Source organism: Streptococcus sp. 45 (genome assembly GCF_900108865.1).
Taxonomy (GTDB): domain Bacteria; phylum Bacillota; class Bacilli; order Lactobacillales; family Streptococcaceae; genus Streptococcus; species Streptococcus ruminicola.
Genome location: NZ_FNXZ01000002.1, coordinates 374,477 through 399,152, shown reverse-complemented (window position 1 = coordinate 399,152; position 24,676 = coordinate 374,477). Strand labels below are relative to the sequence as shown.

Below are 24,676 nucleotides of genomic sequence, written 5' to 3'. Positions count from 1 at the left end.
CCTTATCTCCCTTTTGATAAGATCAAGTCACAATCTTTTCTCGATTGTAAAAGCCGAAACAGTATCAAATAAACTCCAAATCTAATCTTTTGCAAACGTCAACTCAGGGACTTGCGCTAACAAATCTTCTTTTGTAATAGCTCCCTGACGTAAAATACGTGCAAAGTCACCAGACAAATCCAAAATTGTCGAGTCAACACCAGTGATAGCAGCATCGTCCGCCAGTCCTTCAACTGAGTTGCCAAACTGCTTCTGAATTTGCGCAAAAACTTTGCCACTTTCTTGACCAGAAATGTTGGCTGACGGTCCAATGAGAGGACCGGTCTCTTTAATAAGTGCCAAAGTCTGCGGATGTTTTGGAATTCTAAAACCAATTGTTGATAAGCCAGAATTGATCCAAGCTGGCACGCGGTCATTTGCCTGTAAAATAATGGTTAACGGTCCAGGTAAAAAGGCGTCATAAAGGTCTTTAAGATAAGTTGGCTGATTTTTTGAAAAAGCTAAAATCGTCTCGTAATCTGCCACATTCAAATTCATGGCTTTGTCTTTAGGACGACGTTTTAAGTGATACACATGTTCAACTGCTTCTTCATTCATGGCTTGTGCAAAAAGCCCATAGACGGTTTCTGTCGGCAAAATCACCGCACCACCCGTTTGAAGTATTTCTTCCAAATTAGCCATTATCCATCACGACCATTCTATCTTTACCAAATATGTCTTCTAAGACACGGACACGTTTTTGTGGGAAATGCTTGCTAAGCAAAGCACGCAAACCATCTCCTTGCTTGTAGCCAATTTCAAAATAAAGTTTTCCATTTTCTGATAAATGCTCAGCAGCACCTTCGATAATTTGACGGTAAATGGCAAAACCATCCTCGTCCGCAAAAAGCGCCAAGTGAGGTTCAGAAGCAAGGACATTCACCCCAACTTCATCCTTATCATCATAGGCAATATAAGGCGGGTTTGAGATAATCACATCGAAAGTCCCTGTAATCTGGCTGAAAACATCTGATTCCACAAAATCAAGCGACACTTGGTTGAGATTGCTATTTTCTTTTGCTAATTGCAGAGCACCTTGCGAGATATCTGAGGCTGTAACTTGCCAGTCAGGTCGCTCAGACTTAAGTGAAATGGCAATAGCTCCGCTGCCTGTTCCAATATCTAAAACACGCAAATCAGCTTTGCTATTTTCCTTTAGCACTAAGTCAACTAATTCTTCCGTCTCAGGTCGCGGAATCAAGACACGCTCATCAACCGCAAGCTCCAAATCACGAAAGTAAGCTTTTCCAGTGATATACTGCGGTGAGCGATGGTCTCTTAGCTGAGTCATGATTGACTCAAGGAGCTTCTGATCTGATTCAGTCACTTCTTTATTTTGATGTAAGATGAAATCAAGAAGACTCCAGCCCTTTAACTCACGAAAAACGTAAGTGAGGTTTTCTGGATCTTCTCCAATTTCTTGTAAGTTTTTTTCTAGTTGGCTGATTGTTTCAGCGTAGTTCATTATTTATTTAACTCTTCTAGTTTCTTAGTTTGATCAAAAAGAATAAGCGCATCAATCACTTCATCCAATTTACCTGACAAAATGCTATCAAGTTTTTGCAATGTCAAACCAATACGGTGGTCTGTCACACGGTTTTGTGGGAAGTTATATGTACGGATACGTTCTGAACGGTCACCAGTACCAACTGTTGATTTACGTTCAGCATCTTGTTCGTCTTGAGCGATTTGAGCAAAGTGGTCCGCAACACGCGCACGAATGACTTTCATGGCTTTATCACGGTTCTTTTGTTGTGTACGTTCTTCTTGCATTTCAACTTTGATACCAGTTGGAATGTGGACCATACGAACGGCTGTCGCAACTTTATTGACGTTTTGTCCACCAGCACCTGATGCGTGGTAAATATCCACACGCAAGTCTTTTGGATCGATTTCGTATTCAACTTCTTCAACTTCAGGCATGACAAGAACTGTCGCTGTAGATGTGTGGACACGACCTTGGCTTTCTGTAACAGGGACACGTTGTACACGGTGAGCACCTGATTCGTATTTCAATTTAGAATAAACAGATTGACCTGAAACCATGACAACAACTTCTTTGATACCACCGACACCGTTGTAAGAAGCTTCCATGACGTCAAATTTCCAACCTTGGCTTTCAGCGTATTTTTGGTACATTTGAAGAAGGTCACCTGCAAAGAGGGCTGCTTCATCACCACCAGCAGCACCGCGAATTTCCAAGATGATGTTCTTATCATCGTTAGGGTCTTTTGGTAAAAGAAGGATTTTAAGTTTTTCTTCGTAATCTTCTTTTGCTGCTTTTGATTCTTTGAGTTCTTCTTTTGCCATTTCTTCAAGTTCTGGATCACCACCAGCATCTTTAATCATTTCTTCGGCATCTTCGATGTTTTGAAGAACTTTTTTGTATTCACGGTAAACGGCTACTGTTTCACGTGTGCTTGCTTCTTCTTTTGACAAAGCCATAAAGCGTTTTGTATCACTAACGACATCTGGGTCACTTAGTAATTCTCCTAATTCCTCATAACGGTCTTCGACCGCTTGTAGCTGATCATAAATGTTCATGTGTGTTTGTTATCCTCTCTCTTACAAATTCATTTCTTATTTTTCAGTTGAAATCATGGGATTAAAATAGTGTTTACGGCAAACAGGGATGTAAGTTTCATTTCCACCAATTTGAATTTGATCTCCCTCGTAAACCGGTTTTCCATTTTCAGTTCGCAAAACCATTGTGGCTTTTTTCGAGCAAAACTGGCAAATGGTTTTAATTTCATCAATTTTATCTGCTAAAAGCAGTAGGTATTTTGAACCTTCGAATAATTCATTCTGAAAATCATTTTTTAACCCAAAAGCCATCACAGGGACTTCTAGTTCATCAACCACACGAGCTAATTCATAGACATGCTTTTTCGTTAAAAACTGACATTCATCAATAAGAACACAATAAGGTTTCTCTGGTAAAGCTTTGACGTAAGCAAAAACATCCATCTCATTAGTAATTGCAATAGCTTCACGGCGCATACCGATACGACTAGAAACAATACCATACCCATCACGTGTATCAAGTGCTGAAGTCATGATGACAACAGGTTTTCCCTGTTCTTCATAGTTATGGGCTACTTTTAAAATTTCAATGGTCTTACCAGAATTCATGGTTCCATATTTATAATAGAGTTGAGCCAAAAGTGACATTCCTACCTTCTACTAATATTCTACTATTCTACCATAAAATCGCTCATGGATAAACAAGAAGAACAAGCAATTTAGCCAGCCAAAGCCGTCCTCTCCCCACCGTTCTTGGCATTTGACCGATTAAAAAAAGCTAGAGGCAAAAACTGCTCTAGCTTTCATCACTTAATGTGATATCGGTAACCAACACTATTGAATAACAAATCAACGCACTAAAGAGCGACCAAAACGCCACTCCTTGTGCTGTTAAATTGTTAATGCTCACTAGAAATTATAACACAGCACCCCATGTAAATTTGATGACACTTTATTAAAAGAATCACGAGTATGTTACAAAAATGTTTTTAAAGTTGATTTTTCGAGCTTAAACCGATAGAAATGATATTAAAAAGGTTTAGAAAAAATCTGTATCATATCTGTATCATATATAGATATAAGTAAGAGTCACAAACTTTAAAAGTCTTTATTTTTAATGATTTCAAAGAGTATTTTTTACTCTTTGAAAAGTAATTTTTTATTTACAAATTAAATATGATATTTTTGATTCTCTGAAGAACAAAAATAATACACGGTAAAATTCTTTAATGAAAATCAGTAAATCAATAAAATCATTTAGTTGAGCAAATAAAAATAATGCTTGACCTTATCAGATAGTTATTGTAGAATGCAAATTAGAGTATTATACCATTTAGAGAGCATTTAGGGAGGAAGGTAAATAAATGCATTCATACATAAGAGAAAGTCATGACATGGGAAATGGGCGTCGCTATATTGTAAGATATACTCCAGGCGAATATTTGGCTTTTAATATCATAAAATTCTTATGTTTTCTCTGTATAGTTTGGCCAATTCAATTAGAGTTTTGGATGGGGTTCTTTATAATCAAATCTATCTTAAAGGCTTTATGGTGGATTATCTCGTTACCTTTCAGATTAATATTTCATAAAAAAACAATCTGAAACTTTTTAAATAACATTTACCTTTGAAATTGCTGCTTCTCTTTCCTGCAATTTCCTGAATTTTCCTGCAAAATATGCTACAATGTTACTATTAAATGATTAAAAAAGGAGACTCTTATGCCATTCGTAAAAATCGATTTGTTTGAAGGTCGTACTCAAGAACAAAAAGTTGAGCTTGCTCGCGAAGTAACTGAAGTTGTTTCACGTATTGCTAAAGCTCCAAAAGAAGCAATCCACGTTTTCATCAATGACATGCCAGAAGGTACTTACTACCCACACGGCGAAATGAAAAAGAAAAACTAATTTTTCATAGCTACTGAGCTTGAGGCAATTGTCTCAAGCTTTTTTGCTGACCTAGAAATTGCTTTTTTGACCAGAAAACATTATGCTAAAACTAAGAAACTTTCAGGAGGAAAAGCATGCAACTTAGCCATAGTATTCAGATGATGGGAACTACTATTGATATCTTAATTGATTCTGACACCCCAAAAGAGCACATTGCCGAAGTTTGTCATCTTCTAGAACTTTACAAGAATCGCTTCAGTGCCAACGATGCTGACTCTGAACTCATGGTCATTAATGATAACTCTAGCATCACTCCTGTCACTGTTCACCCAGATTTATTTGATTTAATTGCGATTGGCAAAAAGCATAGCTTAGCAAATCCTAGCAACCTCAACATCGCTATTGGTCCTTTGGTGCAAAGCTGGCGCATTGGTTTTGACGATGCTAGGGTTCCTGGTCCTCAAAAAATCCAAAAAGCGCTAGCCTTATCTAAACCAGAAAATATCATTTTAGATGCGACTAAACAAAGTGTCTTTCTAAGCCAAAAAGGCATGAAAATCGACCTTGGTGCTCTTGCCAAAGGTTATATCGCTGATAAAATCATGGATTACTTAAAATCAGAAAAAATCACTTCTGCCATGATTAACCTTGGTGGAAATGTCCTTGTTTACGGCGATAATCCAAGAAACGATAACGGCAGCTGGCGAATTGGTATTCAAAATCCTCAAAAACCACGAGGCAATCATATCGGGATTTTGACTCTCAAAAATCAATCTGTCGTCACTTCAGGTATTTACGAACGTCGCCTAAAAGTTGGAAATAAAGAATACCACCATATTTTTGACCAAGAAACTGGCTATCCTATCGAGACCGAAATGGCAAGTCTTACCATCGTTTCTGACTTGTCTGTTGATTGCGAAATCTGGACGACACGACTCTTTGGTCTTCCTGTCATGCAAGCTCTAGCAACTATTCAAGCCACTCCGCATATAGAAGGCATTCTCATCACTAAAGATAATCGCTTAGCTTTGACAAATGGCTTACGCTCCCACTTTCAACTTCTAAGATAAAAGAAAAACACATCTAGGGAAAAATCCTAGATGTGTTTATTTATGTCTAAACGCTTATTTTTTTGGTTTTCCGTTTAAAATCAAATTAAGAACAACAGCAAATAATGCAGCAATAACAATACCATTTGTTAAGAACATTTGAACTGTATTTGGAAGGCTAACAAAGAGATTTGTTCCGTTAAAACCAACTCCACAAGCGATTGAAACCGCAGCAATGATAAAGTTGTATTCGTTATTTTGAAAATCAACTTGATTTAGCATTTGAATCCCTTGAAGAGCAACCATACCAAAGAGAACAATCATAGCACCACCAAGAACTGGACTTGGAATCATTTGTGCCATTGCACCGAATTTTGGAAGAAGCCCAAGAATCACAAGGAACAAGGCTGTATAGTAAATTGGACGACGTGTTTTGATTCCTGAAATACGAACCAAACCAACGTTTTGTGAGAATCCAGTGTATGGGAAAGTATTGAAAATACCACCAAGAAGAACAGCGGCACCTTCTGCACGGTAACCGTTACGAAGACGTTTGCTGTCTAATTTTTCACCAGTCAAATCTGACAATGCAAGATAAACACCAGTTGATTCAACCATAGAAACCGTTGCGATGATACACATCATAATAATTGATGTGATTTCAAATTTTGGTGCGCCAAAGTAGAATGGCTGTGGAATATGAACAAGCGGTGCGTTAGCGACTACTGATGTATCAACCAAGCCCATAAAGGCAGCCACAATCGTTCCACCAATCAAGCCAATCAAAATGGCAATTGATTTAATGAAACCTTTAGCAAAAATATTAACCGCAAGAACAATCGCAATGGTTACAAGTGCTAAAATCAATGATTGAACTGTTGGTTTGTCTGAGTTATCACCCATGTTACCGATAGCAACGGGAATCAAAGTCAAACCAATAGTTGTGATGACAGAACCAGTAACAACTGGTGGGAAGAAATCAGCAATTTTTGAGAAAATGCCAGAAATCAAAATCACATAAATACCAGAAACAATCAAGGCACCAAACATGTAACCAGAACCTTGTTTCGCCCCGATGATTGATAACGGTGCAACAGATTGGAAGGCACAACCAAGAACAACTGGAAGTCCTACACCAAAGTGCTTACGCAACTGCAATTGCAAGAACGTAGCAACCCCACACATGAAAATATCAGTTGAAATGAGGTAAGTCAATTGTTCAGCTGAATAGTTGAGAGCGCTGGCAATCATGATAGGAACCAAGATTGACCCTGCATACATGGCAAGCAAATGTTGCAAACCTAGGATAGCGGCTTGTGAGTGTTTTTGTTCATTCATTTCCATCTTATGCATCAGCCTCCGTAAAGACAACTTGTCCATCTTTAAATTCTTTGATTCGAGCTAGAGATGTCACAGGAACGCCTGTTTCTTCAAGTAATTTACGACCTGTTTGGAAAGATTTTTCAATGACAATTCCGATACCAGCAACTTTAGCACCTGCTTGACCAATAATTTCAAGAAGTCCTTTAGCAGCTTGTCCATTTGCCAAGAAATCATCAACGATAAGAACAGTGTCATCTTCTGACAAGAATTTACTTGCGATTGATACTGTGCTTGTCACGCGCTTAGTAAATGAATAAACTTCTGCTGTTAAAATACCTTCTGTCATTGTGATATTTTTAGCTTTTTTAGCGAAAATCATTGGAACGTTCATGGCTTGTGCCGTATATAAAGCTGGTGCAATACCAGATGCTTCAATTGTAACCACTTTTGTGATACCAGCGTCTTTATAAGCTTCTGCAAGAACTTTACCAATTTCTTGCATGAGTTCATAGTCAACTTGATGAGTAAGGAAACTATCTACTTTCAAGATATCCTCACCCAAAACATTACCATCTTTTAAGATGCGATCTTCCAATAATTTCATGGATTCTCCTTTTGAAAAATTTTTAAAAACGGATTGTTAAAATAAACAACTTACTATGAAACTTTTCAAGCGTCATTAAACAAAGACAGATTGTATAAAAAGAGGTGTTTACAAATTGTAAACACCTCTTGCAAAACTCGGTCACATTTTTACAGGTATGCAAAAATGTTTTCTCAGACAGCAACTGAGAATCGACTTATTGTTAGACATTACGGTGTCTTGTAGAAACGCTACGCCTATTCGTAGCATAAATAAGTAATATTGAATTTTAACCATCACATTAATGATAGAACTATTGTATCATTTTAAACTTGGATTTCAAGATGACATTGGTCCTATTATTAAAGAAGTAATATTCTGAAAATAATGACAACTTTCCTGTTCTAAATTGAATCACCATTCCAGATTGAATTTTTAACGATAACATAATCAACACGTGTCAAGGCATGCAAATCACGACCGCCAGCGTATGAAATTGAACTTTGAAGATCTTCTTGCATTTCAACAAGTGTGTCTTTTAAATGTCCTTTGACAGGGAGTAAGATTTTCTTACCTTCAACGTTTTTGTGTTCTCCTTTTTGGTACTCAGAAGCTGAACCGTAGTATTCTTTATACTGTTTTCCATCTACTTCTACCAATTTTCCTGGGCTTTCTAAGTGTCCAGCAAAGAGAGAACCAATCATAACCATTGTCGCACCAAAACGAATAGATTTGGCAATGTCACCGTGAGTACGAATACCACCATCAGCAATAATTGGTTTACGAGCTGCTTTTGCGCACCAACGTAGTGCTGCTAATTGCCAGCCACCTGTTCCAAAACCAGTTTTCACTTTTGTGATACAAACTTTACCAGGACCAATCCCAACTTTTGTGGCATCAGCACCAGCATTTTCCAACTCACGAACAGCCTCAGGTGTTCCAACATTACCAGCGATAACAAAAGTATCTGGCAATTCTTTTTTAATGTGCTTAATCATCTCAATGACACTATCAGAATGCCCATGAGCGATATCAATGGTAATGAATTCTGGCGCATCATCTTTTAAGCTTGAGACAAAGTCGTACTCATAATCTTTAACACCTACTGAGATTGAAGCAATCAAGCCTTGGTCATGCATGCGTTTGACGAAAGGTTTACGAGAAGCCTCATCAAAACGATGCATAATGTAAAAGTAACCATTTTTAGCAAGCTTTTCAGCGATATTTTCATCGATAATCGTCTGCATATTAGCAGGAACAACTGGCAATTTAAAGGTATAATCACCAAGTGTTACATGCGTATCAGCTTCCGAACGGCTTTTAATGATACATTTGTTAGGAATGAGTTGAATATCTTCATAATCAAAGACAGGCATTTCGTTATACATATCAATTTCTCCGTGGTCTTTGTGTCAGCAAACACTCAGACAAGGTCAAATGACAATCTAAAAAGGTCACCTTTTCTCTGTCAGAGTAGCTCAAAAACACATCGACTCTTTCATTAAAAAATGACCTTCCTATAACTCTACTGTGCCTTAACACAATAGAGCATCGCTAGGTAAAACCTTACCCTTCCATTATCATTTTACAACTTCATTCGTTTTATGTCAATTATTTTTATTTTATATTTTTATATCGTTCGGTTTTTACGGACGATATTTGGTGGTTGCATTTTCACAATTTTTAAGTTTTATTTCAGTTTTCTTTCAGTTTGACTTAAGTTTAATCCCCTAGACTTTTTTTGTAATACGATTGCAAAGGAGTTATTGACATGAATTTTATTAAGCGAGCATGGCTTGCGACAAAAGCTAAAAAAGGACGCACGGGACTACTCGTTTTGGTGACTAGTGCGATTTTAATTTTTGTGCTAGCTGGATTAACCATTAAAAATGCGGCAGATTCTGCTGTCACATCAGCTAAAAAACAAGCGGGTGCAACAGTGACTTTATCCGTTAATCGCGAAGCTATGATGAAGGCTTTTAAACCTGACAGCGAAAATAGTTCTGACTCAAGTAGCACCACCACAGCTACTACTTCTGTTGACCTTGCAACAGCAAAATCAATCGCAAAAAAAAGCGGTGTCTCATCATACCTTTTCACAACAACCACAACGGCTAATGCAGGTGACGGTATTTCTGCTATCTCTACTTCTTCATCTTCCGATGATTCAAGCGATAATGCTTCACAAAATGGCAACCAACCTGAGAACCACGGCGCCATGATGGCATCGGGTGATTTTACCATTACTGGTGTTAACACAACTGACAATGTCAGTGACTTCACTTCAGGAACAAGTACGATTTCTAAAGGAGACGGCATTACTTCAGAAACTGCCGACAACTCCGCACTTATCTCTTCAGATTTGGCTAGCGAAAACAATTTAAGTGTAGGTGATACTTTCACAGTAACAACTACTGTAGATAGTACTGAGACAAACTACACTCTAACTGTCATTGGTATCTACGACAATTCATCAACAGCAACGACAGCACAAATGATGTCAAATGCCTCAAACCCACAAAACAACATTTACACAACACTGACAACAGCTAATACCATGAAAGGTGAAACAGATAAACTTGATTCAGCTGTCTATACCCTTTCAAATCCTGAAAAAATGAACAGTTTCGTTAAAGAAGTAAAATCAGAAATCGACACCGACACTTACTCTGTGACATCAAGCGATGAAATCTACGAACAAATGCTTTCACCACTCAATAACATTTCATCAATTGCACAAAATATTGTTATTTTGGTGGCTATTGCTGGCGCAGTTATCCTAACCTTGATTGTTATTTTAAGCATTCGTGAGCGCCGTTACGAAATTGGAGTTCTCATGAGCTTGGGTGAAAATCGCCTTAAAATTATCGGCCAATTCTTCACAGAGTTATTCATGGTAACTATTGTTTCTCTTGTGATTGCATCATTTGCAGGAAATTTTGTTGGAAATGCTCTTGGTAACCAACTGTTATCATCTTCGACTCAGACACAACAAACTACAAACCAAGGACCTAATGGCGGTGGTCCTGGTCAAGAAACAAACTCTTCTAATGATGACAATAAGCAAAATGGCTCAAAACCCCAAAATGACAAACCATCCGGCGGTGGTTTTGGCAACATGATGTCAATGGCAACAACTTCACCACAAGAAATCGATAATCTCGACATCAAACTAACAGGAACTGATGTCGCTAAACTCGGTGGAATTGCCCTTATCATCTCATTTATCTCAACTATCTTAGCAAGTATTGGTATCATTCGCATGAAACCAAAAGATATCTTATCATCAAATTAGAAAGGACACTCATATGACCTTACACACTAAAAATATTGGCTATTGGTACACTAATAATCCAGATGATTACCTGTTCAAAGATGTTAATTTAAGCTTCGAAAGAGGAAAAATTTATGCCATTCTTGGTCAATCAGGAAGTGGAAAGACCACCTTTCTTTCCTTGCTGGCTGGCTTAGATAGCCCAAAAACAGGCAAGATTTACTTAGATGACAAAGATATTAATAAGTCTGGCTTGACCAATTACCGTAAAAACGCTGTTTCAACTATCTTTCAAGCTTATAATTTAATGACTTACATGACTGCACGTCAAAATGTTCAAACAGCACTCGAAATCACAAACACTCCCGTTGACAATGCTAAAATCGATGAGCTTTTTGAGCTGGTGGGCATTCCTAAAGAAATGATTGATAAACCAGTTCTTCAACTTTCCGGAGGTCAACAACAGCGTGTTGCCATCGTCCGAGCCCTAGCAACCAATCATAATGTCATTATCGCTGATGAACCAACGGGAAACTTAGACGAAGAAACCACCCAAGACATTGTCAATATCTTTAAAGACATCGCCCATCAGCAAAATAAAACCGTGATTATCGTGACACATGAAACGGCTGTCGCTAAAGAAACAGATGTCGTTTTTGAACTCAAGAAAAAACAATTCACCCAACTATAAACGAAAAGCACCCAGCAAAACTGCTGAGTGCTTTTTCTTCTTATTTTAATCTGACAAATCTTGTCCGTTACTTGCGATAACTTTTTTATACCAGAAGAATGAATCTTTGCGGTAACGTTCAAGGCTGCCAACTTCTTCATCAGTACGGTCAACGTAAATGAAACCATAACGTTTACGAATGCCTTCGTGTGTTGAGATAAGGTCAATAGCTGACCATGGATTGTAACCAAGCATATCAACACCGTCCGTAATCGCTAATTGAATTTGTTCAATGTGAGCACGAAGATAATCGATACGGTATTGGTCGTGAACTTTACCATCTTCTGTCAAAGTATCGTAAGCTCCAAGACCGTTTTCAGTAACCAAAAGTGGCAAGCGGTAACGGCTATACATTTCACGAACAGTTGCACGGAAACCGACTGGGTCAATTTCCCAACCAAATTCAGTTTTTGGAAGGTTTGGATTGTCAACACCACGGTAGAAACCTGCTTCTCCACGCGCTGTTTGTTGGTCAGCTGATGGGTTCAAGCTTTCTGTACCATCTGATGCAGCTACTGTTGCTGTATTATAGTAGTTAAATCCGATAAAGTCTGGTTTTGCAGCTTTCATGATGGCACGATCTTCATCAGTAATCACTGGTGTAGCATCTTGTTCTTCAAGGTATGCCCAGACAAGGTTATTGTATTCACCTAGGATATAAGCATCAAGATAGAGCCAGTTACGAATTGCATTGAAGTTTTGAGCAGCTAGAACATCTTCTGGTTTTGATGAAGCCGCATAAACCAATGAAATATTTGGTGCTGGACCAATTTTAGCTTCTGGAAGCATTTCGTGACAAAGTTGCATAGCTTTAGCTTGCGCTACCAATTGATGGTGATTTTGTTGGTAAATTTCTTTTGTAAGGTTTGTTGTTCCTTCTGGCACGTGAAGAGTACCAATAACCGGACCAACCAAGGTCAACATGTTTTGTTCATTAATTGTCAACCAATATTTAACACGGTCACCAAAGTTTTCAAACAAGACACGCGCATATTCAGCAAACCAATCTACTGATTCGTGTGTTGACCATGAGCCACGTTCATCAAGCGCTGCTGGCATATCAAAGTGGAACATTGTCACAATTGGTTCGATATCATATTTCAAACATTCATCAATCAAGTTGTTATAAAACTCAATTCCTTTTGGATTCACTTCGCCAGTCCCGTTTGGCAAAACACGTGACCAAGAAATTGAAAAACGATAAGATTTAAAGCCCATTTCTGCCATCAAGGCAATATCTTCTTTGTAGTGATGATAATGGTCAACTGAAACTGTCAAATCTGCAGTTCCTGCTGGCAATTCTTTCACATCTTGACAAGAAGGTCCTTTGCCGTCTTCTAAAGAGGCACCTTCTACTTGGTAAGCAGAGGTTGAAGCTCCCCACAAGAAATAATCTGGAAATGGTTTTAGCGTTTTGTGTAACATGTCAATCTCCTTTTAACTTTTCATTGACTACAATTATAGCGCTATCATTTCTAAAAAACTAATGCTATCCAACGCTATCCTTGTACTATCATACGAAAAAACGAGGACAAATATCAGATATCTAAACAAAATATAAACAATCTGACAAATCCTATTTTAAACCCGTCTTATCCTATCAGACCTAATTTGGCAAAGGCATTGTAAAGGCCATCTTCTTCGACATCGTCAGTCACCATATCAGCCATAGCTAGAATTTCTGGGCCACCATTTCCCATAGAAACACCAATCTTACAACACTCAAGCATTGGAATGTCCACTTTGGCATCACCAAAAGCAATGGTATCCTCACGACTAGCCTGCAAATGCTCTAAAATAACGTCAATGGCATGCGCTTTGGTAATATCTTTAACGCCGAGGTCGCCAAATAAAGCTGTTTCCCCTCGACCACCCCAAGTGCCAGCTTTTAAGTTTGGAAAAGCCTTAGCAGAATCCAAATGATCTTGGTAAGAATTCAAAATAAAGCTGACTTTATTTAGGTCATCACGGTATAATTTGCCACCATAAACCAAGCCATGAAGAGCATCTTCAGCTTCCATGTGTTCTACTTCTGCGGCTGTTTTTCCTTTTTGCATGACGTACTTGCGCATGACTGGGCGAGCAGCTTCTTTAAAGTTTTCTGAAGCAAACAATCCGTTATTAGATTCCAAATAAAATTCCAATCCGCGCTCATGTAACCAGTCAACAATCGCTCTCGAATCTTCTTTTGAAATCATCTGATGCATGATAACTTCTCCATTGTACTCGACATATGAACCATTGCCCCCAATCATGCCATCAAGCCCAATTTCCCATAATTCAGGTTGCATTTCTGCACGACTACGTCCCGTACAGACAAAGACTTTATGCCCATTAGCACGCGCTTGTCGAATTGCGATCGCAGCAGATTCTGGAATACGATTGTGATAATCCACCAAGGTTCCATCAACATCTAAAAAAATAATTTTACTCACAGCACTGTCCTCTTCGTTTTTAATGCCTCTATTTTACTAAGAAAAGTTTGAAAACGATAGTTATATCTTACGAAAAACTGATACTTTCCTCTGCTTTTTTTCCAGCTGACAGCTTTCAGACAGCTTGCTTGCATTTCTGATACAAAATCGCTATCCTAAAACCATGAAAAATGTAAAAGACTTACTGGCTCATCTTCCTTACCGAGCTAGTTTTTATGATAAAAATTTAAAACTGATTTATAGCAATAATCGTTCAGACGGCTCTTTTTTCTCTGAACCCGAAGAAAATGAATTACCACAATGGATTTGGACCAGCCTTGAGCAAGCACCAGAACAAGCCCTTCATTTTCAAATTCCTACCGAATCATTTGACCGTATCTTATTTCAAACTTATCAAGCAGTTAAAGATGATTCTGGTGAACTTATGGGTGTTATTACTTTTATCCAAGACTTAAAGCCTGTTCTGGCAAGTTACCTAAATGAATCTGGTCAAGCAATCGTTGGCTGGTCTGATGTCACTTCTGGACCTTCTAGCACCAATCCTATTTTCGATGATTAAAAAAGAGCCAAAAGGCTCTTTTTGTTTATTCTTAATCACGATAAACAGGCTGCGCACCGTATGTTTGAGACACTGGCATCATTTCAATACGGTTAAAATTAACATGCTCTGGCTGACTAGCCACCCAAGAAACGGTGTTTGCGATATCTTCTGGCGTAATGGCGTGCGCTCCTTCGTAAAGTTTCTCAGCACGTTCATCGTCACCTTTGAAGCGGACATTTGAGAACTCTGTTCCTTCACAAAGTCCTGGTTCGATATTCGTCACACGAATCTTTGTACCGGCAAGATCAGCACGCAAATTTAGCGAGAATTGTTTGACGAATGCTTTTGAAGCACCATAAACATTGGCTCCTGGGTATGGAATAGTTCCTGCTGTTGACCCAAGGTTAATAATTATCCCTGAATTACGCTTAACCATGTCTGGTAAGACTTGACGTGTCAGATAAGTTAGACCGACGATGTTAGTATTAATCATAGTCATCCAGTCAGTAAAATCTGCCTCATATGCCTTGTCTAAGCCCAGTGCCAACCCAGCATTATTGACTAAAAGGTCAATTTGCTGCCAAGCTTCTGGTAAACTTGCTAAAGCTTGATCAATGAGTTCTGGCTCAGAAACATCCATTTGCAAAGGATAAACCTTGTCACTACCTAGTTCTGCTTGTAAGCTCTGCAATTTCTCCAAACGACGAGCACTTGCAATGACTTGGTAACCATCTGCTACTAATTTCTTAACAATGGCTTTTCCAAATCCTGCCGAAGCGCCTGTTACTAATGCGATTTTTGTCATGTCATTCTCTTTCTATACTCTTCTATATATAAGAAAGTCAGTTGGTTATCAGCCAACTGATTCTTTCTTATTATTCGTTCATGTCATCAACGGCCTGAGCTGCTGTGATAATAGCTAATTTATAAATATCTTCTGCACTTGAACCACGTGATAAATCATTGACTGGTTTGTTCAATCCTTGAAGAATTGGACCGATTGCTTCAAACATACCGAGACGTTGAGCAATCTTGTAGCCAATGTTTCCTGATTGAAGGTCTGGGAAGATAAAGACGTTTGCTTGTCCAGCGACGTCACTATCTGGTGCTTTTACTTCTGCTGTACTTGGAACAAAAGCGGCATCAAATTGCAATTCACCATCGATAGCCAATTCAGGCTGACGTCCTTTAGCCAGTTGTGTAGCTTCACGAACTTTTTCAGCTTGAGGTGCTTTTGCACTTCCTTTTGTTGAAAAGCTAAGCATGGCAATCTTTGGATCAATGTCAAAAATTCTTGCCGTTTCAGCAGTATTTAAAGCAATTTCAGATAATTCTTGAGCATTCGGATCAATATTGATAGCACAATCTGCGAACATAAAACGTTGATCAGTGCTTTCACGGTTCATCAAGAAGACACCTGATGTTCTGGAAATGCCTGGTTTTGTTTTGATGATTTGAAGAGCTGGGCGAACAGTATCTGCTGTTGAGTGAATCGCACCAGAAACCATACCATCAGCCAAACCAAGTTTGACCAACATAACACCAAAATAATTAACATCTTTCAATAGACGATCAGCATCTTCAGGAGTTGCTTTACCTTTTCTGATTTCAAGAAAGGCTTCCTTCATCTCATCAAACTTATCATAAGTTTGCGGGTTAATAATCACATAGTTTTGATCAGCAAAACCGAATTTAGCCAATAATTCTCGAACTTCCGTAGCTTCTCCTAAAATAATTGGTTCAATCAAACCTTCAAATTTTAAACGAGCGGCTGCACGAAGAACACGTTCATCATTTCCTTCAGGAAAAACAATTTTGAGGTTTTTACCAACAATTTTTTCCCTTAAGCTACCAAATAAAGATCGAATTCCCATAAAAATTAACCTTCCATCTATTTTTGTTGTAGCTTCATGATAACGCTATCAAAGTCATCTGTCAAGTTTGCGCTTTGGATAATCTCTTTATTTGTGTAAGGGTCTACAAAACGTAGATAATGGCAATGAAGCGCTTGTCGCGTAATGCCAAGATCCATGCGACCACCATACAAATCATCTCCCAAAAGTGGGAAACCAATGTGAGCAAAATGCACACGAATTTGGTGAGTTCGTCCTGTGTGAAGTCGAATATCTACCAAAGCCACATCGCCAAAGCGTTCCACAACGCGATAACTTGTGTGAGCGTATTTTCCAGACGGATGAACGCGACGTGTGATAATACTATCTTCATCTCGAGCAATCGGCGCAATGATTTCACCCTCATCTTCTAGTTCACCTTGACCAGAAACCAAGGCATAATAACGTTTTTCAATGGTCTTACTTTGTAGTTGTTTATCAAGTCGAGCATGGGCATAACCGTGTTTGGCAAAGAGCATCAAGCCGCTTGTATCCTTATCAAGTCGAGTTACGATGTGAACTTGCTTGTTAGGATAATTTTGCTCCATGTAGTAATATTTGACAAAATTAGCAATGGTATTTGAATGCAAAACACTTGGAATGCTTGCATAACCATGGGGTTTATTGATAATCAAAAAATGATCATCTTCATAGGCAATATCAAGGTCATGCTTGACTGGAATAAGGGTTTCATGTTCCTGTTCATCAGGAATTTCAATCGTCACCACATCTCCCACATCCAATAAATAAATGGCATTTTGCTCAACGCCATTTACCCAAATATTTCCACCTTTAAATTTAACTTTGGCTAATAAACCTTTTGAGACATCATGTCCCTTTAAAAATGTTTTTACTTTTGTTCGTCGGTCCGCAATAAATTCAAATCTCACGAATCTACTTCTCCTATAAAGGCATCTCTCACGCGCTCCCAGAAACTTGTATGGAAGGGGGTTGCCACAAAACTAATTTTTTTATTGTCAATACAATATTCAATTTTAGACACATTTTTATAATGCATGGTTTTGTTATCGATTGACACTGTATAAACGCCTTGGCGTTTAGGAATGATTTCAATTTTATCTTTTTTCGGCACAATCACAGATGACCCAAGGGTGCGATAAACACGGTTGTTAAGACTAGAAATCTCTGTCAACTGCATCGCTTCCATCGTTGGGTGCAAAATAGCTCCGCCTAAAGATTTATTGTAAGCTGTGCTTCCTGTCGGTGTCGATACCGAAATACCGTCACCACGGAAACGCTCTAACTTCACTTTATCAATGACAACATCAGCAACCATTGTTTTCTCAATACGTTTGATGGCTACTTCGTTAAGGGCGCGCGCTTTCACCACACGACCATCATCTAAAGTGATTTTAGCTCGCAAAACTGGATAAGATGCCTTACGCCCCTTATCAGCTCGCAAATTCTCAATTAACTTTTCTACTTCAAAATCTCGGTAATCGGTGTAAAACCCCAGATGACCGGTATGAATTCCCACAAAGCGGACTTTATCAAGGATCTTTTCATACGTGTGAAAAGCAGACAACAGCATGCCATCACCACCAATGGAAATGACAATATCTGGATCTTTTTTAGACAAATAGAATCCTTTATCTTCCTTGAATGCCGCAAAAAGCTTTGAGGCAACTCGTCTACTCTGATATTTCCCGTTTGCTACGATAGCAACACGTGTTACTTTATCTGTAATATTCGTCTGTGTCATCACTATTTCCTACACCATCACTTAATTTCCGACTTGCGGGATCAAATAAAAGCTGTGCTTCCCTAATATCCTCGCGAATTTTTCGCATCTCCTCATCCAACTCAAGGGCAATTTTTGCTGTTGTTTCCAAACGTTTTTTAATTTCATCAGGAAACTCGCCTTTATATTTATAGTTCAATGAATGTTCAATCGTTGCCCAGAAGTTCATCGCTAAAGTCCTAATTTGAATCTCAGCTAGAACTGTTTTTTGACCATCAATGGTATCAACAGGATATTCCACAATAACATGGTATGAACGATAACCACTGGCTTTCATATGCGTGATGTAATCACGTTCCTGCACGATTTTCATATCATGTCGACTACGTAAAAGTGCCAAAACTTCATCAACGTCATCAACAAATTGAACCATAATACGAAGACCAGCAATATCTTGCAAATCTTGTTCAATGTTCTCTGGTTTAATCCCGCGTAGCACCATTTTTTCCTTGATACTTTCGACCGATTTTACACGACCAGTCACAAACTCAATCGGTGAATGTCGATTTTGTTTACGAAATTGCTTGCGGATTCCGCGCAATTTAATCTTCAATTCACCAACAGTTTGTATGTAAGGATCTAAAAATTTCTCCCAGTCCATCACATTTCCTTCCTAATGGGATGGGCTTGTCACGCAGACATAACCAATCCTTGTCAAAAAATTGACTTTTGTATAGAATTAATATAACAAACCTATTATACCATATTTCTAATTGAGGAAAAAAGGAAAATTATTTTATGACACACCTTGAAATTGAGTACAAAACATTACTCACTAAAGACGAATTCAATCGTCTTAACAGTCAACTTTCACACGTTACACCAGTAACGCAAACGAATTACTACTTCGATTCAGATAATTTTGACATGAAAGCACATCGCATGTCTCTTCGCATTCGGACATTGCCAAATCGCGCAGAAATCACATTGAAAATTCCAAAAGAAGTTGGTAATTTGGAATACAACTATGATTTGAGTGTGGCTGATGCCAAAGAAATCATCAAATCTGGTCAATTTCCAGAAGTTGATTTTTTGAAACTTATCGAAGAAAATGGTGTTAAACTATCAAGCCTTAAAAATTTTGGTAGTCTGACGACAACACGCCGCGAAACAATGACAGATATTGGTCTTATGGCTCTTGATAGCAATCAATATGCTGATATTAAAGACTATGAACTTGAACTAGAAGTTGAAAATGCTGAAAAAGGCAAAAAAGATTTTGACAACTTCTTAGCTCAGCATGACATTGACTTTAAGTATGCTAAAAGCAAAGTTGCTCGCTTTAGCGCAACCCTTAAGCGAAATTAAAGGCGCTTTTTCCTTAGAAAATGCTGAATTATTTCAGTTTTTTTGGTAAAATATAAGTATTAATTTTAAAGGAGTTTATTTATATCATGGCAGAACATTACGCCGACAAACAATTCAAGCTTTTTTCTCTTTCTTCTAACGTAGAGATTGCACAAAAAATTGCGGACGAAGTTGGAGTCCCTCTTGGAAAAGTGTCAACACGCAAGTTTTCAGACGGCGAAATCATGATTAACATCGAAGAAACAGTTCGTGGTGATGATATCTACATCATCCAATCAACTAGCTACCCTGTTAATGACAACCTTTGGGAACTCTTGATTATGGTAGACGCTTGTAAACGTGCCAGCGCCCACACTGTCAATGTCGTTATCCCTTACTTCGGATACTCACGTCAAGACCGTATTGCTGCATCACGTGAACCAATCACAGCTAAACTTGTAGCAAACATGCTTGTTAAAGCTGGTGTTGACCGTCTTTTGACTCTTGACCTTCACGCTGTTCAAGTACAAGGTTTCTTTGATGTCCCAGTTGATAACCTCTTCACTGTTCCATTGTTTGCTAAATACTACTGCGACCTTGGTTTGAAAGGTGAAGACGTTGTTGTTGTCAGCCCTAAAAACTCTGGTATCAAACGTGCTCGTAGCTTGGCTCAAACCCTTGATTCACCAATCGCTATCATCGACTACGCTGAAGATGATGCACACCGTGAAGAAGGCTACATTATCGGTGATGTTGCTGGTAAAAAAGCAATCCTTATCGATGACATTTTGAACACTGGTAAAACATTTGCTGAGGCAGCTAAAATCGTTGAACGCGATGGCGCTACTGAAATTTATGCCGTTGCTAGTCACGGTCTATTTGCTGGAGCTGCTGCAGAAAGCCTTGATGCTGCTCCTATTAAAGAAATCTTAGTAACTGACTCAGTTGCTACTAAAGAACGCTTGCCTAAGAACATTAAATACCTTTCAGCAAGCAAATTGATTGCTGACGCGATTATTCGTATCCACGAAAAAACTCCGCTCAGCCCACTATTCTCATATAACGCTAAAAAGGATTAATTTACTATATGATATATCTCGATAATGCTGCAACTACCCCTCTCACACCTTCTGTTATTGATGCAATGACAGGAATTATGGTCAACGATTTTGGTAACCCATCAAGTATTCATGGGATTGGACGTCACGCTAACCAGCGTTTGCGTTCTTACCGCCAGACCATTGCCTCAGCTTTAAAAACTGACCCACGCCGCATTATCTTTACATCTGGTGCTACTGAAAGCAACAACACTGCCATCAAAGGCTATGCTCTTGCTAACCAAGAAAAAGGTAAACACATCATTACCACTTCTATCGAACACCACTCCGTTCTTCATACAATGGAGTATTTGGAAAAACGTTTTGGTTTTGAAGTCACATACCTAAAACCTGAAGATGGTCACATTTCTGCTAAACAAGTGGCTGACGCTCTTCGCGATGATACGATTTTAGTCAGCACAATGTTTGCAAACAACGAAACAGGTGACCTTCTTCCCGTTAAAGAAATTGGCGAACTTCTCTCAGACCATCAAGCTGCTTTCCACGTTGATGCTGTTCAAGCAATCGGGAAAATTGATGTTTATCCTGAAGAGATTAAAGCTGATTTCCTTTCAGCTTCTGCTCATAAATTCCACGGACCAAAAGGTGTGGGTATTCTTTACTCAACACCACAACACTTTGATAATTTGCTCCATGGTGGGGAACAAGAAGAAAAACGCAGAGCTAGCACTGAAAATATGATTGGTATTGCTGGTATGGCAAAAGCCCTATCAGATGCTGTTGCTAACAAAGATGCTAATTACAAACACGTCCAAGAACTACGTCAAGCCTTCCTTGATGCTATTTCTGGCTTAGACTATTACATCAACGGTAGCCAAAACAAAATGCCTCACGTGCTCAACATTGGTTTTCCAAATCAAAACAACGGTATTCTCCTAACTCGACTTGATTTAGCTGGTATCGCTGTTTCAACTGGTTCTGCATGTACTGCTGGTACTGTCGATCCAAGTCACGTCTTGGCAAGCCTATATGGTGAAGATTCACCACGTTTGGCAGAATCAATCCGCGTTAGCTTCTCAGAACTTAACACTATCGAAGAAGTTCAAGAACTCGCTAAAAAATTAATAGAAATTGTAGGAAAATAGGATGGCATTTGAAAAAGAAATCACTTTAAAAGACTGTCTTTACAGCTATGCTATTAGCGATAATATTAAAAAATATACGCTTCGTGACACAACCTTTACGCAAAACCGTATCGGTAATTACGAATTAACGCGTTTATTGGAAAAAGTCCCTAATTCAGGTGATGGATTCCCATTAAAAATCACTATCAACAAAGATTTGACAGGCTTCAAACTAAGCATTACTGACAAATCAGGGCTTCGTTTCGTTAATATCTTCAAATCTGAAGATAATAAAATCCTCCAAGAAAAATTCTATTTCTTGATGGACAGCCTCGTTGAACGTGATATTTTCACTAAAAAAGAAGCTTAATCAATAAAAACAACTCCCTAGCTACTTCTTATTAGCTTTGGGGTTGTTTTTTTACTCTATTTTGTAAAATTTGTTTTTAATTTCACAAAGTTTTTGTTACAATAGATGTAACAAGTAAAAGGGAGATGGTATTGTGACTACTGAGAAATCTATTCCTAAAGCAACGGCTAAGCGACTTTCGCTGTATTATCGCATTTTCAAACGTTTTAATACAGATAATGTCGAAAAAGCAAGTTCAAAACAAATTGCAGATGCTATGGGAATCGATTCTGCAACTGTTCGCCGAGATTTTTCCTATTTTGGTGAGCTAGGAAGACGTGGCTTCGGCTATGACGTCAAAAAATTAATGAACTTCTTCGCTGATATCCTAAACGACCATTCAACAACAAATGTTTTATTGGTTGGATGTGGTAATATCGGTCGAGCATTACTTCACTACCGTTTCCATGATCGTAACAAGATGCAAATTGCTATGGCTTTTGATACGGACGATAATGAAATTGTTGGACATCAAACATCAGATGGTATTCCAGTTTATGGTATCTCATCACTTAAAGAATACGCACAAGAAGCTGGCATAGAAACAGCTATCTTAACGGTTCCAAGTACTAAAGCTCAAGAAGTTGCTGATATCTTGGTTGAAGCTGGTATCCGTGGTATTTTGAGTTTCTCTCCCGTTCATCTAAATGTTCCAAAAGGTGTCATCGTCCAATACGTTGACTTAACGAGTGAATTACAGACACTTCTTTATTTCATGAGTCAATCAAATCAATAACAAACTGCAATCCAACTGCTTTTTGCTTAGCTGAGTTTATTTAGTATTAGAATACTTTTTCTTGCCTGAGAGTTTTCCTTTCAGGTTTTTTTAGTTTTACAGTACATCTGTTTCTTCCCTAAAACTATAATATTGGTATTTGCCTACTATAATGTGATCTAAACAGACTATGCCAATATCATCGCAAGCTCGTTTCATTTTCTCGGTAAATCGTAGGTCATTTTCACTCGGTGCTGGTGAACCTGACGGGTGATTGTGAATAATAATCACTGAAGTTGCCATGTTTTTACAAGCATAGTACAAAATCTCACGAGGTTCTGCGATTGAACGACGAACCGAACCAATAAAAATCGTCCGTTGTTCGATAATGCGATTCTGAGTATCCAAATAAATCGCCACCAAATGCTCCTGCTTCTGATCGCTCAACTCTAACATCATCTTTCTAGCCAAACGTTCACTACTCATGATACGCTCTTTTTGGACATATTCTGCTTTGCTAATGCGCTTTGCCAGTTCAATCATTGCTTTGATTTCAATAGATTTGACATAGCCAATTCCTTTAATTTTTTGCAATTCTTGTAAGGATAAATGCTGAAAGTCAGCAAGTGTATCGATGTGTTTTAAAATATCATTAGCTACCTCTAAAACTGGTCTTGTCTTGGTACCTGTTCGTAATAAAATGGACAATAATTCTTGATTGCTTAATTGCTCGGCACCTAAATCTCTCAATCGTTCGCGTGGCAACATGGCATCTGCTTTCATTTCTATTGCATACATAAAAATACCTCCACTTATTTATTCGTAAGTTAGAGGTATTTTTTTCTTTAATTCGCTATTCTAAACGATTTTCTTGGCGTTTAGCGACATTGTCCTTGATAATCTGATAAAGACTAGCTGCTAAAGGTACAGCTACTAGCATTCCTAAAACGCCCCAAAGCGCTGCGCCAATGGTAATAGCCATCAATACCCACATACCAGGTAATCCGATTGAGCCACCAACCACGCGCGGGTAAATAAGATTTCCTTCAAATTGCTGAAGAACGACAAGGTAGATCACGAAGAAAATAGCTTGAGAGACTGACTGGGTCGCAATCAGAATAAATCCAATCGTCAAACCAATGTAAGCTCCTACAACTGGAATTAAGGCTGTAAAGGCCACTAGAATCCCGATAGTTGCTGCATAAGGCAAATGCAACAAAAGCATACCTCCAGCTGTTAAACTACCAAGAATCATTGCTTCCAAGGTCTGTCCGACAAAGAAACCATGGAATCTCTGGTGTAAAATATCTAAAACATAGTGGACAGTCTTAGCGTATTTTCCAAGATAAGAATCAATTAACAGATTAAATTGACGAGATAGTTGTTCTTTGCTAGCTAGCACATAAATTGAAAAGACCAAACTAATAAAGACATTCAGAAGCGTTGAGGCAATGGTACTTACTGACGTTAAAATGCTTGTCAAAACTGACAGAACTTGATTCAAAATCTGTTGACTGTAATCTGACAATGTCGTCGTCACATCTGATGATGGTCCAAAATATGCCAAAACATCTTTGACAACTTTATTGTCATTAACTTCTTTGATGAAGTTCGCAATACCACTAGTATCAATCTTCAACAGTGAATTGATACTAGCAATCAAATCTGGTAGAACAATTGAAAAGAGCCAACTAATCAACAAGATAAAGGTTAAATAAGCCAAAATCATTGAGACAGCCCGTTTTACCTTCAAAAGGTATTTATTTTTAATCAGACGTGTGAAAATCATCTCATAAAGGCTCATGACGATATTTACGATATAAGCAATACCAGCTCCAATCAGAAATGGCTGACTCGCTTTAATCACCGTCGCCACAAGTGATGTTCCCGTATCCCAATATGCTTTAATCGCGTAACATATCACAAAAGCAAGAACTATATAATAGACCTGTTTTTTCTCAAATTTCATGGGGAATAAATTCTCCTTAATAAAGTTATTCCCATTATAGCAAATTTTATTAAAATGTCGAAAAGTCTGCTGCT

At 38.3% G+C, this 24,676-nt stretch carries 26 protein-coding genes and 1 riboswitch; of the genes, 10 read left to right on the top strand and 16 right to left on the bottom strand.

All coding sequences use genetic code 11. The features are described from left to right. Nucleotides 1–81 precede the first annotated feature (81 nt). The 4 genes from BMX18_RS05730 to BMX18_RS05715 are packed head-to-tail and all read right to left on the bottom strand — an operon-like array spanning nt 82 to nt 3,201. Entirely contained in the window at nt 82–681 is a 600-nt protein-coding gene (locus BMX18_RS05730) for an L-threonylcarbamoyladenylate synthase (RefSeq protein ID WP_074868788.1), read from the bottom strand. Then, nucleotides 674–1,504: a peptide chain release factor N(5)-glutamine methyltransferase gene (gene prmC / locus BMX18_RS05725; RefSeq protein WP_093815553.1), complete on the bottom strand. Its 831-nt coding sequence runs from the start codon at nt 1,502–1,504 to the stop codon at nt 674–676. Before prmC ends, BMX18_RS05730 begins: the two co-directional genes overlap by 8 nt. Continuing rightward, nucleotides 1,504–2,583: a peptide chain release factor 1 gene (prfA, locus tag BMX18_RS05720; RefSeq protein WP_039696959.1), complete on the bottom strand. Its 1,080-nt coding sequence runs from the start codon at nt 2,581–2,583 to the stop codon at nt 1,504–1,506. The genes prmC and prfA overlap by 1 nt, the downstream gene beginning before the upstream one ends. Nucleotides 2,584–2,619: 36 nt before the next feature. Further along, a complete protein-coding gene (locus BMX18_RS05715; protein ID WP_039696960.1) occupies nt 2,620–3,201 on the bottom strand; it encodes a thymidine kinase in 582 nt (193 codons plus the stop codon). A gap of 1,082 nt (nt 3,202–4,283) precedes the next feature. Here BMX18_RS05715 and BMX18_RS05705 point away from each other — a divergent pair. After that, complete coding sequence (locus tag BMX18_RS05705; RefSeq protein ID WP_002888803.1) at nt 4,284–4,469, top strand: 4-oxalocrotonate tautomerase; 186 nt, start codon at nt 4,284–4,286, stop codon at nt 4,467–4,469. 116 nt (nt 4,470–4,585) lie between these two features. Continuing rightward, nucleotides 4,586–5,521 (top strand): FAD:protein FMN transferase, encoded by a 936-nt coding sequence (locus BMX18_RS05700; protein WP_093815549.1) that lies wholly within the window; start codon nt 4,586–4,588, stop codon nt 5,519–5,521. 54 nt (nt 5,522–5,575) lie between these two features. Here the strand turns inward: BMX18_RS05700 and BMX18_RS05695 are convergent, their stop codons facing one another. The 3 genes from BMX18_RS05695 to guaC all read right to left on the bottom strand — a co-directional run bounded on the left by BMX18_RS05695 (nt 5,576) and on the right by guaC (nt 8,794). Beyond that, entirely contained in the window at nt 5,576–6,853 is a 1,278-nt protein-coding gene (locus BMX18_RS05695; protein WP_374057264.1) for a nucleobase:cation symporter-2 family protein, read from the bottom strand. Beyond that, a complete protein-coding gene (locus BMX18_RS05690) occupies nt 6,846–7,427 on the bottom strand; it encodes a xanthine phosphoribosyltransferase (RefSeq protein ID WP_074560020.1) in 582 nt (193 codons plus the stop codon). Before BMX18_RS05690 ends, BMX18_RS05695 begins: the two co-directional genes overlap by 8 nt. Before the next feature lie 179 nt (nt 7,428–7,606). Next, a riboswitch (purine riboswitch) is annotated at nt 7,607–7,702 on the bottom strand. Between the two features lie 108 nt (nt 7,703–7,810). Then, complete coding sequence (gene guaC / locus BMX18_RS05685) at nt 7,811–8,794, bottom strand: GMP reductase (RefSeq protein WP_093815547.1); 984 nt, start codon at nt 8,792–8,794, stop codon at nt 7,811–7,813. Nucleotides 8,795–9,177: 383 nt separating this feature from the next. Between guaC and BMX18_RS05680 the strand changes: the two genes are divergently transcribed. After that, nucleotides 9,178–10,701 (top strand): ABC transporter permease, encoded by a 1,524-nt coding sequence (locus tag BMX18_RS05680; RefSeq protein ID WP_093815545.1) that lies wholly within the window; start codon nt 9,178–9,180, stop codon nt 10,699–10,701. 13 nt (nt 10,702–10,714) lie between these two features. Beyond that, nucleotides 10,715–11,371 (top strand): ABC transporter ATP-binding protein, encoded by a 657-nt coding sequence (locus tag BMX18_RS05675; RefSeq protein ID WP_093815543.1) that lies wholly within the window; start codon nt 10,715–10,717, stop codon nt 11,369–11,371. Nucleotides 11,372–11,416: 45 nt separating this feature from the next. Here the strand turns inward: BMX18_RS05675 and BMX18_RS05670 are convergent, their stop codons facing one another. Further along, nucleotides 11,417–12,835, bottom strand: a complete 1,419-nt coding sequence (locus BMX18_RS05670; protein ID WP_039696966.1) for a glycoside hydrolase family 1 protein — start codon at nt 12,833–12,835, stop codon at nt 11,417–11,419. A 167-nt stretch (nt 12,836–13,002) separates the two neighbouring features. Next, nucleotides 13,003–13,845 (bottom strand): Cof-type HAD-IIB family hydrolase, encoded by an 843-nt coding sequence (locus BMX18_RS05665; protein ID WP_093815541.1) that lies wholly within the window; start codon nt 13,843–13,845, stop codon nt 13,003–13,005. A 163-nt stretch (nt 13,846–14,008) separates the two neighbouring features. Here BMX18_RS05665 and BMX18_RS05660 point away from each other — a divergent pair, with 163 nt between their 5' ends. Beyond that, nucleotides 14,009–14,404, top strand: coding sequence for a sodium transporter (locus tag BMX18_RS05660; RefSeq protein WP_093815539.1), 396 nt, complete (start codon nt 14,009–14,011; stop codon nt 14,402–14,404). A gap of 31 nt (nt 14,405–14,435) precedes the next feature. Here the strand turns inward: BMX18_RS05660 and BMX18_RS05655 are convergent, their stop codons facing one another. From BMX18_RS05655 to BMX18_RS05635, 5 genes are all read right to left on the bottom strand, one after another. Then, entirely contained in the window at nt 14,436–15,191 is a 756-nt protein-coding gene (locus BMX18_RS05655; RefSeq protein ID WP_093815537.1) for an SDR family oxidoreductase, read from the bottom strand. Nucleotides 15,192–15,261: 70 nt separating this feature from the next. Next, nucleotides 15,262–16,260, bottom strand: coding sequence for a phosphate acetyltransferase (gene pta, locus BMX18_RS05650; protein WP_039696970.1), 999 nt, complete (start codon nt 16,258–16,260; stop codon nt 15,262–15,264). Nucleotides 16,261–16,277: 17 nt separating this feature from the next. Continuing rightward, complete coding sequence (locus BMX18_RS05645) at nt 16,278–17,168, bottom strand: RluA family pseudouridine synthase (RefSeq protein WP_074868817.1); 891 nt, start codon at nt 17,166–17,168, stop codon at nt 16,278–16,280. After that, nucleotides 17,165–18,001, bottom strand: a complete 837-nt coding sequence (locus BMX18_RS05640) for an NAD kinase (protein WP_039696972.1) — start codon at nt 17,999–18,001, stop codon at nt 17,165–17,167. The genes BMX18_RS05645 and BMX18_RS05640 overlap by 4 nt, the downstream gene beginning before the upstream one ends. Further along, entirely contained in the window at nt 17,976–18,641 is a 666-nt protein-coding gene (locus BMX18_RS05635) for a GTP diphosphokinase (protein WP_039696973.1), read from the bottom strand. Before BMX18_RS05635 ends, BMX18_RS05640 begins: the two co-directional genes overlap by 26 nt. A 137-nt stretch (nt 18,642–18,778) precedes the next feature. Between BMX18_RS05635 and BMX18_RS05630 the strand changes: the two genes are divergently transcribed. From BMX18_RS05630 to BMX18_RS05610, 5 genes are all read left to right on the top strand, one after another. After that, entirely contained in the window at nt 18,779–19,348 is a 570-nt protein-coding gene (locus BMX18_RS05630) for a CYTH domain-containing protein (protein ID WP_014334666.1), read from the top strand. Nucleotides 19,349–19,434: 86 nt separating this feature from the next. Continuing rightward, complete coding sequence (locus BMX18_RS05625) at nt 19,435–20,406, top strand: ribose-phosphate diphosphokinase (protein ID WP_039696974.1); 972 nt, start codon at nt 19,435–19,437, stop codon at nt 20,404–20,406. Between the two features lie 8 nt (nt 20,407–20,414). Further along, the gene (locus tag BMX18_RS05620; RefSeq protein ID WP_093815536.1) at nt 20,415–21,530 is read left to right on the top strand and encodes a cysteine desulfurase family protein; all 1,116 of its coding nucleotides are present in this window, start codon (nt 20,415–20,417) and stop codon (nt 21,528–21,530) included. Nucleotide 21,531: 1 nt separating this feature from the next. Further along, a complete protein-coding gene (locus tag BMX18_RS05615; protein WP_039696976.1) occupies nt 21,532–21,879 on the top strand; it encodes a DUF1831 domain-containing protein in 348 nt (115 codons plus the stop codon). Nucleotides 21,880–22,012: 133 nt separating this feature from the next. Then, nucleotides 22,013–22,654 carry a redox-sensing transcriptional repressor Rex gene (locus BMX18_RS05610; protein ID WP_093815534.1) on the top strand — a complete coding sequence of 214 codons (642 nt, stop codon included), beginning with the start codon at nt 22,013–22,015 and terminating at the stop codon, nt 22,652–22,654. 96 nt (nt 22,655–22,750) lie between these two features. Here the strand turns inward: BMX18_RS05610 and radC are convergent, their stop codons facing one another. Continuing rightward, on the bottom strand, nt 22,751–23,431 hold the full coding sequence (radC, locus tag BMX18_RS05605) for a RadC family protein (RefSeq protein ID WP_014334663.1): 681 nt from the start codon (nt 23,429–23,431) through the stop codon (nt 22,751–22,753). A 55-nt stretch (nt 23,432–23,486) separates the two neighbouring features. Continuing rightward, nucleotides 23,487–24,602: an AI-2E family transporter gene (locus BMX18_RS05600; RefSeq protein ID WP_093815532.1), complete on the bottom strand. Its 1,116-nt coding sequence runs from the start codon at nt 24,600–24,602 to the stop codon at nt 23,487–23,489. Nucleotides 24,603–24,676 lie beyond the last annotated feature (74 nt).

What these genes read in the sequence shown, in the direction of transcription:
- pta (WP_039696970.1), bottom strand. Translation starts at nt 16,260, where the DNA reads ATGGGAATTCGATCTTTATTTGGTAGCTTAAGGGAAAAAATTGTTGGT.
- BMX18_RS05680 (WP_093815545.1), top strand. Translation starts at nt 9,178, where the DNA reads ATGAATTTTATTAAGCGAGCATGGCTTGCGACAAAAGCTAAAAAAGGA.
- BMX18_RS05625 (WP_039696974.1), top strand. Translation starts at nt 19,435, where the DNA reads ATGGCAGAACATTACGCCGACAAACAATTCAAGCTTTTTTCTCTTTCT.
- radC (WP_014334663.1), bottom strand. Translation starts at nt 23,431, where the DNA reads ATGTATGCAATAGAAATGAAAGCAGATGCCATGTTGCCACGCGAACGA.
- prmC (WP_093815553.1), bottom strand. Translation starts at nt 1,504, where the DNA reads ATGAACTACGCTGAAACAATCAGCCAACTAGAAAAAAACTTACAAGAA.
- BMX18_RS05730 (WP_074868788.1), bottom strand. Translation starts at nt 681, where the DNA reads ATGGCTAATTTGGAAGAAATACTTCAAACGGGTGGTGCGGTGATTTTG.
- BMX18_RS05705 (WP_002888803.1), top strand. Translation starts at nt 4,284, where the DNA reads ATGCCATTCGTAAAAATCGATTTGTTTGAAGGTCGTACTCAAGAACAA.
- BMX18_RS05675 (WP_093815543.1), top strand. Translation starts at nt 10,715, where the DNA reads ATGACCTTACACACTAAAAATATTGGCTATTGGTACACTAATAATCCA.
- BMX18_RS05630 (WP_014334666.1), top strand. Translation starts at nt 18,779, where the DNA reads ATGACACACCTTGAAATTGAGTACAAAACATTACTCACTAAAGACGAA.
- BMX18_RS05695 (WP_374057264.1), bottom strand. Translation starts at nt 6,853, where the DNA reads ATGCATAAGATGGAAATGAATGAACAAAAACACTCACAAGCCGCTATC.
- BMX18_RS05615 (WP_039696976.1), top strand. Translation starts at nt 21,532, where the DNA reads ATGGCATTTGAAAAAGAAATCACTTTAAAAGACTGTCTTTACAGCTAT.
- BMX18_RS05690 (WP_074560020.1), bottom strand. Translation starts at nt 7,427, where the DNA reads ATGAAATTATTGGAAGATCGCATCTTAAAAGATGGTAATGTTTTGGGT.
- BMX18_RS05600 (WP_093815532.1), bottom strand. Translation starts at nt 24,602, where the DNA reads ATGAAATTTGAGAAAAAACAGGTCTATTATATAGTTCTTGCTTTTGTG.
- BMX18_RS05700 (WP_093815549.1), top strand. Translation starts at nt 4,586, where the DNA reads ATGCAACTTAGCCATAGTATTCAGATGATGGGAACTACTATTGATATC.
- BMX18_RS05655 (WP_093815537.1), bottom strand. Translation starts at nt 15,191, where the DNA reads ATGACAAAAATCGCATTAGTAACAGGCGCTTCGGCAGGATTTGGAAAA.
- guaC (WP_093815547.1), bottom strand. Translation starts at nt 8,794, where the DNA reads ATGTATAACGAAATGCCTGTCTTTGATTATGAAGATATTCAACTCATT.
- BMX18_RS05620 (WP_093815536.1), top strand. Translation starts at nt 20,415, where the DNA reads ATGATATATCTCGATAATGCTGCAACTACCCCTCTCACACCTTCTGTT.
- BMX18_RS05640 (WP_039696972.1), bottom strand. Translation starts at nt 18,001, where the DNA reads ATGACACAGACGAATATTACAGATAAAGTAACACGTGTTGCTATCGTA.
- BMX18_RS05635 (WP_039696973.1), bottom strand. Translation starts at nt 18,641, where the DNA reads ATGGACTGGGAGAAATTTTTAGATCCTTACATACAAACTGTTGGTGAA.
- prfA (WP_039696959.1), bottom strand. Translation starts at nt 2,583, where the DNA reads ATGAACATTTATGATCAGCTACAAGCGGTCGAAGACCGTTATGAGGAA.
- BMX18_RS05670 (WP_039696966.1), bottom strand. Translation starts at nt 12,835, where the DNA reads ATGTTACACAAAACGCTAAAACCATTTCCAGATTATTTCTTGTGGGGA.
- BMX18_RS05660 (WP_093815539.1), top strand. Translation starts at nt 14,009, where the DNA reads ATGAAAAATGTAAAAGACTTACTGGCTCATCTTCCTTACCGAGCTAGT.